The following is a 7,470-nucleotide window of genomic DNA, read 5'->3' as shown; positions in this document are numbered from 1 at the left end:
AACAAACAGCGGCAGAGCGACAGCCAACGCTACGCACCTTTTGTGTTACTCGCTGGCGCTCAAACATTAACACAAAAGGCGCTCCGCGCTGGCTGCGCCTGCGCTGGGCGTTAAGCGAGGAAAGCATGATACGTTTATTTATTTTATTGCTGGGTTTAGGTGGGAATGCGGTGGCCGAGGATAGGCTAAACGATATATTAGTGCATCCACCATATGAAGAGAATTACACCTGTAGCGATCACTCTTACAACGACCAGGCTCCCGACGTTTTTAGGAAGACCGGAACTGATTGTGTAATCGTTAGAATGCATAAGGTCGGAGAAAAGAAGTTTCTCAAAATATATTCTGATGAAGGATTAAAAAACGAGAATTACTATGGTTGGAGACAGCCGGTTCTTTCTCCATGTGATTGCCTTGTAAAGGAGATTTCAAGGAGCAATAAAGTTAATGTGCCTGGAATGACGGGAAACCGTGATGAAGTCGGTTATGTATCCTTAATATCAGAAGGCGGCGTATCGTTTATTTTGGTTCATTTGGGTGAAATTTTCGTAAGTGAGGGGCAGCTTGTATCGGCAGGGAGCAAAGTTGGCTTAATCGGAAACAATGGCATGTCTAGAGCCCCTCATGTACATATCGTCGCATGGAAGGATGATGAGCCATTACAAATTAGATTTAACCCAAAGCTTATCGGCACAACGAAGCCGAGCGCGCCGGACGCTTAACAAACGGCTGTTATCGCCCCTGCGGGGCTGGGACGTTACGTGTCATTGAGAATAAAGCATGGATGTAAAAATCGTTTCTTTAGATGATGCTTCTCGATTGTCAAAATTCTATGAGGTAAACGACTCACATCTGCGTGCCTGGGAACCAGCTAGAGAGAAAGGGTTTCATACTGTTGAGGCTTGGAGGCAACGGTTGCAAGACTGGTGCTCGCCGAACGGAAATGCTACATCAATTCACTTTATCTCTGTGGCGCCAGAAAGCGGCGAAGTCATGGCCACATGTTCACTCACAAATATTGTGAGAGGTCCCTTCATGGCGTGTCATATGGGGTTTTCAGTAGATCAGAAGCATGAAGGCAAAGGAGTTATGAAAGCTCTTTGTCAATATGTAATAAATTACGCCTTTGAAGATCTATTGCTTAATCGTGTAATGGCAAATTAAATGCCGAAAAACCATAGATCAGCCAAGTTGCTTGAGAGTCTTGGCTTTAGTATTGAAGGCGAGGCAAAGCGATATTTGAAAATAAACGGAGTCTGGGAGAATCACGTCTTGACGTCGCTCCTAAACCCCGGAAACACGTAACAAACAGCGGCAGAGCGACAGCCAACGCTGGGCGTTAACTGCAATAAGGAGAACAAACATGGGCGCTTGGGGAATGGGTGTTTTCGATGATGATACATCTTGTGACATTATCGAGGACGCGATAGACGATGAGACAACTATTCAAGCAATGGTTGAAAAGTCTACTTCGATCGATGAATCAGAATATCTTGAATATGACGATTGCCATCAAATTATTGTGTCCGCAGCCATGGTTGATTCTCTTTTAAATGGTGCAAGCCATTGTAAGTTGGAGGGTGCTGAAATCTGGCTGTCTCGTCAAGATCCAAACTCAATAGCTGAGAGCAAGATGAAGTTGGTATCTTTGCTTAAAAGAGTTATTGGCCCAAATTCCGAGTTAAATGAACTTTGGGAAGAGAATGAAGACGATTACCCAGAGTGGAAAGGCAATATCCAGGGTATCATCACTTCGCTCAGCAGTTAACAAGGTGCGGCAGACCGACGTCTTACTTTGCGCACGGCGTTAAATGCCAGTAATCAGAAAATCTATCGCGTTTATAATTTCATCGCGAAAAGCTTCTAGGTTTTCGACGGGGCGCTTCAAAATCGACGCCGGAGCACTGGTTAGCTGATGTGTAAGTAGCGCGTACTCATTGCTATCAATTTGAAAAATTGGGCATAAACGTTCTGGCGCTTCTCTCTCCAGGTTCTGGGCGGGAATTACCGGAATCACGATTCTGGAGTTCAATACGGAGATAAGGTCAGTTTGAACACCCAAAAAATACGGATAGGCCTTTTTGGTGGTTTTATCTGTGTTTTCGTAGAGAGTAAACTGGCTCACTAGAAATCCCTAAATGCGTCAGAAAAAAGGCCGTTCTTTTCCACGAACTCATTGCATGCCTCAAGGCCTTTTTGATTGGCTTTTAGCCATTCTTCAGCCTGTCGTTTACTGACTTCGGCAGCCAAAGCCTTCTCAAGTGTCGCGGAAAGGTTAATATTCAACTGCTTTGCCTTAGTGAGTAAGTCTTTGTTTAGGCTAAGGTTTGTGGGTTTCTTGGCCGCTGAACGGTCATAAATTGACTTCATGGTCACAGTCCTCGCGTGGCTCATGTGCATAGTTTATGCGCATGCCCCTTGCGTAGCAAATGCATTTAACAAGCGACTATTGTCGCGCCTTCGGCGCTGGGACGGCCATTCCGCCGCTTCGCGGCTCCACGGCCGCCCCAAAGCCGGGCGTTAAGCAATGGAGAGTCAGAGATGATCGTAACTATTTTCGGATGTCTGATTTTCGTTGTAAGTATTTTGCAAATTCGATTTCCAAACTTAGCTGTTCTTTTAAAAAATGAAGAGCCGACAACCTGGAGATTCCTGGGGGCACCATCAGGATTCTCCTTCGCGGACCTAGGTAATACGCTTTCACTTTACAGTTGGGTTCTTTCTAAGAAATTCTTGGATTCAAATAATCCGGAGATCGTTGCAGAAGGAAAAAGGGCACATATAAAGGCTCGTAGAGTAAGATATGGTCTTATCTTGGGCCTAATCATAATGATAGCGGGACTGGCCATGGCACTTGTGCAGTCATTTGCTTAACAAAGCCGGGCAGTTTGCTACGGGCCTATGGCCCACCGCGGGACAGATTACCTAAGATGAGCAATGAATAAAATAACATTAATTACAACTTTAATTGCCTGCATTCTATCGGGTTGCGCTCCATATCGAGCGGCGATACCTGGAGGATCTTTTAACACTTGGCTCGGTTATCACAATCAAAGAATCGATAAAAATAGATATTTAGTCGAATACTACGGTAACGGATTTTCAAGTGATGACTCCGTTTTAAAGAAGTTTCATAGAAGATCCAGTGAGCTATGTCCGAGCGGATATCAAAGTGATGTTTCGGTCATAAGAAAGGAAGAATCTCGGTTTGAGGACTTTCGATGTGTTGTCAATCAGTGTCGTAATTGGCTTGTAGCATCTGGTGAAGTGGTCTGCAACACCAATGAAGCAGGTTAACAAGCAATGCAGCCGACGCCTTACTTTGTGCTTTTTTTTGCACGGTCTCTGCGCTCCCATTTTCGCGCAAAACGCGCACCAGGTAAGCTGCCCTGGCGGCAGCGCTATATGTCAGTTAACACTCAACGGAAGAGAAAATACATATCATGAAAAAAAACGAACAAAGCTGCTTTGGTGGCGGCACTTAAGCAGGAAGGCTGCAACGTGCTTGAAAAGGTCGAAGACTCTGAGTATGGCAAGTTTGCCTGGGTAATCGATCCCGAGGGAAACAAGGTTGAGTTGTGGCAACCACCTGCAGGGCAATGAGGCGCCCCAACGCTCGGTGTTGCAGTCTGCAGCTATACCAATGTCTGCAACGCGTACCGGGCGATACGACCGCCACTGACTGTGGCACAAGGCAATTTTAGAGAGCTCACGGATGAACTGTTCAATAGCTAGAGACTGGATGGAAACGCAATATAAAGATAAAGCTATTGTTGCGCTTCGTTATTTTTCTGACTTTGAAGTTCCCAGAATCGCCAACAATACATTTGATCCGGAAGTAGACGGTGAAGCAGTAAAGCACTTGCGCACGTGCGACTCGTGTAGAGAATGGATTCATGAGTATGCAGGCCCCTCGCTCATGGAGCGGCAAAGCAAGCTGTCGCAGTACTGCTGCCCGCAAATGTTTGGGGCGGTTGAAGAGCCAAAAAACCTTCGACTGCAACTTTCAATGGCACGAGATTCCGGGCTGCAATGGTTCCTAAATGGACAGACAGTAATTAACTACTGCCCGTGGTGTGGAAAAAAGTTGCCATTCCAACCTTTTGTTATGCCCAGTCAATCTTGTTGAAAACTGACATCCGAGGTACATAACATACGGAATCCAACCCTGGTATTGCTTATGCCAGTTGCGAGTTCTTTGCATCTACAGGGATCCAATATTGAGCAAGATTATTTTGCAGGGGCACATCGTCGTGCCTGAATCAGATATCGAAATCGTCGAAAGTGAACTGGCAAACCATATCGAGCTGACAAGGGAAGAGGCCGGCTGCCTAAAATTTACCGTCGAACAAGACCCAAATGTTACGGGTCGCTTCAACGTGTATGAAGAATTCTCCAGTCGTGAAGCTTTTGATTACCATCAGCAGCGCGTCAGAGCGTCATACTGGGGCAAGGTAACCAAAGACGTCGAGCGTCACTACAAAATTTCTGAGCAAGACTGAACCACAATTTCGGCATCACGATTGACACCCAGTGTTTGCGGCACTTCGCTGCTATGCCTTGTTCGCGTTCCGGCGAGCTACTTTCCTTCCCAGAAATATCGTATGTCGCGCGCCCTTGCCGGGGCGCTCGCGCACGGTCTTTACCTCCACCCGAAACCCCGCCTTCTTCAGCCGGCCGACGTACATGCTATCGGGCCCCGCCGACCACACCGCCAGCACACCACCGGGCGAGAGACAGTCGTAGATACTGCTGGTGCCCTCGACGGAATACAGCCAGTTGTTATCGCTGTGGGTCAGCCCTTCGGGGCCGTTGTCGACATCCAGCAGTACCGCATCGTATGTTTCTGCCGGCTTCACCAGCAACTCACCGACATCGCCGATATGCACGGTTACGCGGCTGTCATCCAGCGGCCGGCCGGCACATTCCCCCAGCGGCCCACGGTTCCACTCCACAACTTCGGGAATCAGGTCGGCTACGATGACTTCAGCGCCAGGAGGAATGACCTCCAGGGCGGCGGCGAGGGTGTAGCCCATGCCCATACCGCCGACGACGACGCGGGCGTTGTTGCGGCTTTTCAGGTGGGCGCAGCCCAGTACCGACAGCTGTTGCTCGCTGTTGAAACGGCGGCTGTTCATCAGTTCGCCGCGGGGGCCGGACAGGGAGATGGAGAACTCCTGGTCGCGCTGGCGCAGTGTGAGCACGCCGCCATTGTTGGGTATCTGGGCGGTGCCAAGTTCGATCCAGGGTTTCATCGCAAACGCTCACAGTAGGTGGGTGGAGATAGGGAAGAGTGGGAAGCGCGCGCAATGTAGCATAACTCTCGTTTCATTGACCGGCGGCGGTGCTGGCAACGCCAGAATCACGGCATTGCCCAAGGCCACGGAGCCCAATTGCCCCGGCGGTAGCGGCTCCCCCCTGCGGGGAGGGGGATAACAGCCGCCGGCTGGGCGGGCACAATGGCGAAAAAAGTGCGATCAAATGCCCGCCAGTCCAATGTCCACAGGTGCCCGCGATGACAAAGATCACAAGCCGCCGTATTTTCCGACTCCGACCCCTACTGGTTGGGCTGCTGATGATCCTGGCGGCCGGCGGTGTCCGGGCCGGAGACCAGGAGGCGCATGAGCGGTCACGAGTTGAACGGGTAGAGCCGCCCTTCTGGTGGACAAATATGGCGGAGCCCAACCTGCAGCTGATGCTGCACGGCGAGCGCCTGGACAGAGCCCGGGTGGATGTGGACTATCCCGGGGTGACGGTCACCGGCACTGAACGCGAGCAGAACCCCAACTACCTGTTTATCAACCTGGCCATTGCCGATAGCGCGCAACCGGGTACCCTGCTGATCGAACTCAGCGGAGACGGCTGGCAACAGACCCTCGCCTACGAGCTGAGGCAGCGACGCCCCGGCTCTGCCGAGCGCCAGGGCTTCGACTCCAGCGATGCCATCTACCTGATCACCCCGGACCGCTTCGCCAACGGCGACCCCACCAACGACCGCACCGCGGACACCCAGGAAGGACCAGACCGCAGCAACCCGAGCGGCCGCCACGGCGGCGATATCGCCGGCATGCGGCAACACCTGGACTATATCGCGGGCATGGGCTTCACCCAGATCTGGCCCAACCCGCTGATCGAGAACGACCAGCCCGAATACTCCTACCACGGCTACTCGGCGACCGATTTCTATCGCATCGACTCCCGCTTCGGCAGCAACGACAGCTTCCGCGCGTTTGTGGCGGCGGCGCGGGAAAAAGGCATCGGCGTCATCCAGGACATGGTGCCTAACCATATCGGCGACGGGCACTGGTGGCTCAGGGACCTGCCCGGCGACGACTGGCTGAACGGCAGCGGCATTGAAAAAGGCGAGTACGCGTACACCAATCACGCGCGCACCGTGCACATGGACCCCTATGCCAGCCACAGGGACCACCAGCTGTTTACCGATGGCTGGTTCACCGATTCCATGCCGGACCCGAATCAGCGCAACCCGCGTATGGCCAACTACCTGATCCAGAATGCCATCTGGTGGGTGGAGTACGCGGACCTGTCCGGCATTCGCGTGGATACCTACGCCTATTCCGATGCGGACTTCCTCACCCGGTGGTCCGGGCGGCTGATGCGCGAGTACCCCAACTTCAATCTGGTGGGCGAGGAATGGACCCGCCAGCCGGCGCTGGTGGCTTACTGGCAGGCGGGCAACAACAACCGCAACGGCTACGTCTCGCACATGCCCAGCATGATGGATTTCCCGCTGCTGTATGGCCTGCGCGACGGGCTGGAAAAACCGGAGAGCTGGAGCACCGGTCTGGTCACCCTGTACGAGACCCTGGCCAATGATGTGCTCTACCCCAACCCCAACAACCTGGTGATCCTCGGCGGCAACCACGATATGAGCCGCCTTTACAGCCAGCTGGATGAAGACCCGGGCAAATTCCGTATGGCGGTGGCCTACCTCGCCACCATGCGCGGCATCCCCCAGTTCTATTACGGCGATGAACTGCTGGCGAAAAGCCCCAAGCAGCGCGACGACGGTGTGGTGCGCAGTGACTTCCCCGGCGGCTGGGCTGGCGACTCCGTCAACGGCTTTAGCGGCGAGAACCTCGGTGACGAACAAAAAGCGGCACAACAGTTTGTGCGCACCCTGTTCAACTGGCGCAAGGACAGTAAAGTTGTCCACAACGGCAAGCTGACCCACTTCGCGCCCATCGCCGGGCTATACGTGTATTTCCGCCACGACGACCAGGACACGGTCATGGTGGTCATCAACAAAGGCGATAAAGCCATCGAATTCGACCGCGCACACTACGCAGAAATGCTGAAAGGCAAGTCTGCCGCGCGGGATGTGGTCAGCGGCCAGCAGACCGCACTGGCCGATCTTACTTTTGCCGCCAATGACGCCCGGGTTTTCGAGATTCACTGAGCGTCAGGAAACACAGAATTGCAACAGCGCGCAGGCGCTGCGAGGAAAAA

The 7,470-nt window shown here is 52.4% G+C and carries 10 protein-coding genes; 7 read left to right on the top strand and 3 right to left on the bottom strand.

The window, feature by feature from the left end:
- The 3 genes from QZ511_RS10225 to QZ511_RS10215 all read left to right on the top strand — a co-directional run.
- Positions 1-722: M23 family metallopeptidase (locus QZ511_RS10225; RefSeq protein WP_295802211.1), on the top strand; the 722-nt coding region annotated here is incomplete at its 5' end.
- Positions 723-780: 58 nt separating this feature from the next.
- Positions 781-1,164 carry a GNAT family N-acetyltransferase gene (locus QZ511_RS10220; RefSeq protein WP_295802210.1) on the top strand — a complete coding sequence of 128 codons (384 nt, stop codon included), beginning with the start codon at positions 781-783 and terminating at the stop codon, positions 1,162-1,164.
- Between the two features lie 199 nt (positions 1,165-1,363).
- On the top strand, positions 1,364-1,768 hold the full coding sequence (locus QZ511_RS10215; protein WP_295802209.1) for a DUF4259 domain-containing protein: 405 nt from the start codon (positions 1,364-1,366) through the stop codon (positions 1,766-1,768).
- A gap of 39 nt (positions 1,769-1,807) precedes the next feature.
- Here the strand turns inward: QZ511_RS10215 and QZ511_RS10210 are convergent, their stop codons facing one another.
- Positions 1,808-2,125 (bottom strand): CcdB family protein, encoded by a 318-nt coding sequence (locus QZ511_RS10210; RefSeq protein WP_295802208.1) that lies wholly within the window; start codon positions 2,123-2,125, stop codon positions 1,808-1,810.
- On the bottom strand, positions 2,125-2,370 hold the full coding sequence (locus QZ511_RS10205) for a type II toxin-antitoxin system CcdA family antitoxin (protein ID WP_295802207.1): 246 nt from the start codon (positions 2,368-2,370) through the stop codon (positions 2,125-2,127). The genes QZ511_RS10210 and QZ511_RS10205 overlap by 1 nt, the downstream gene beginning before the upstream one ends.
- A gap of 171 nt (positions 2,371-2,541) precedes the next feature.
- Here QZ511_RS10205 and QZ511_RS10200 point away from each other — a divergent pair, with 171 nt between their 5' ends.
- The 3 genes from QZ511_RS10200 to QZ511_RS10190 all read left to right on the top strand — a co-directional run bounded on the left by QZ511_RS10200 (position 2,542) and on the right by QZ511_RS10190 (position 4,502).
- Positions 2,542-2,874, top strand: coding sequence for a hypothetical protein (locus QZ511_RS10200; protein WP_295802206.1), 333 nt, complete (start codon positions 2,542-2,544; stop codon positions 2,872-2,874).
- Positions 2,875-3,742: 868 nt separating this feature from the next.
- On the top strand, positions 3,743-4,129 hold the full coding sequence (locus tag QZ511_RS10195; RefSeq protein ID WP_295802205.1) for a hypothetical protein: 387 nt from the start codon (positions 3,743-3,745) through the stop codon (positions 4,127-4,129).
- Positions 4,130-4,220: 91 nt separating this feature from the next.
- The gene (locus QZ511_RS10190) at positions 4,221-4,502 is read left to right on the top strand and encodes an antibiotic biosynthesis monooxygenase (RefSeq protein WP_295802204.1); all 282 of its coding nucleotides are present in this window, start codon (positions 4,221-4,223) and stop codon (positions 4,500-4,502) included.
- 51 nt (positions 4,503-4,553) lie between these two features.
- Here QZ511_RS10190 and QZ511_RS10185 read toward each other — a convergent pair whose 3' ends face one another.
- Positions 4,554-5,255 (bottom strand): spermidine synthase, encoded by a 702-nt coding sequence (locus QZ511_RS10185; RefSeq protein WP_295802203.1) that lies wholly within the window; start codon positions 5,253-5,255, stop codon positions 4,554-4,556.
- A 320-nt stretch (positions 5,256-5,575) separates the two neighbouring features.
- Between QZ511_RS10185 and QZ511_RS10180 the strand changes: the two genes are divergently transcribed.
- Positions 5,576-7,420 carry a glycoside hydrolase family 13 protein gene (locus QZ511_RS10180; protein ID WP_295802212.1) on the top strand — a complete coding sequence of 615 codons (1,845 nt, stop codon included), beginning with the start codon at positions 5,576-5,578 and terminating at the stop codon, positions 7,418-7,420.
- Positions 7,421-7,470: the final 50 nt, after the last annotated feature.

This window comes from uncultured Microbulbifer sp. (genome assembly GCF_913055755.1).
Taxonomy (GTDB): Bacteria; Pseudomonadota; Gammaproteobacteria; order Pseudomonadales; family Cellvibrionaceae; genus Microbulbifer.
This window is presented reverse-complemented; position numbering and strand designations above follow the sequence as displayed.

Bases quoted from the DNA above. Each gene is read 5' to 3' on its own strand.
- QZ511_RS10195 (WP_295802205.1), top strand. From the start codon at position 3,743: ATGGAAACGCAATATAAAGATAAAGCTATTGTTGCGCTTCGTTATTTT.
- QZ511_RS10185 (WP_295802203.1), bottom strand. From the start codon at position 5,255: ATGAAACCCTGGATCGAACTTGGCACCGCCCAGATACCCAACAATGGC.
- QZ511_RS10180 (WP_295802212.1), top strand. From the start codon at position 5,576: ATGATCCTGGCGGCCGGCGGTGTCCGGGCCGGAGACCAGGAGGCGCAT.
- QZ511_RS10200 (WP_295802206.1), top strand. From the start codon at position 2,542: ATGATCGTAACTATTTTCGGATGTCTGATTTTCGTTGTAAGTATTTTG.
- QZ511_RS10205 (WP_295802207.1), bottom strand. From the start codon at position 2,370: ATGAAGTCAATTTATGACCGTTCAGCGGCCAAGAAACCCACAAACCTT.
- QZ511_RS10220 (WP_295802210.1), top strand. From the start codon at position 781: ATGGATGTAAAAATCGTTTCTTTAGATGATGCTTCTCGATTGTCAAAA.
- QZ511_RS10215 (WP_295802209.1), top strand. From the start codon at position 1,364: ATGGGCGCTTGGGGAATGGGTGTTTTCGATGATGATACATCTTGTGAC.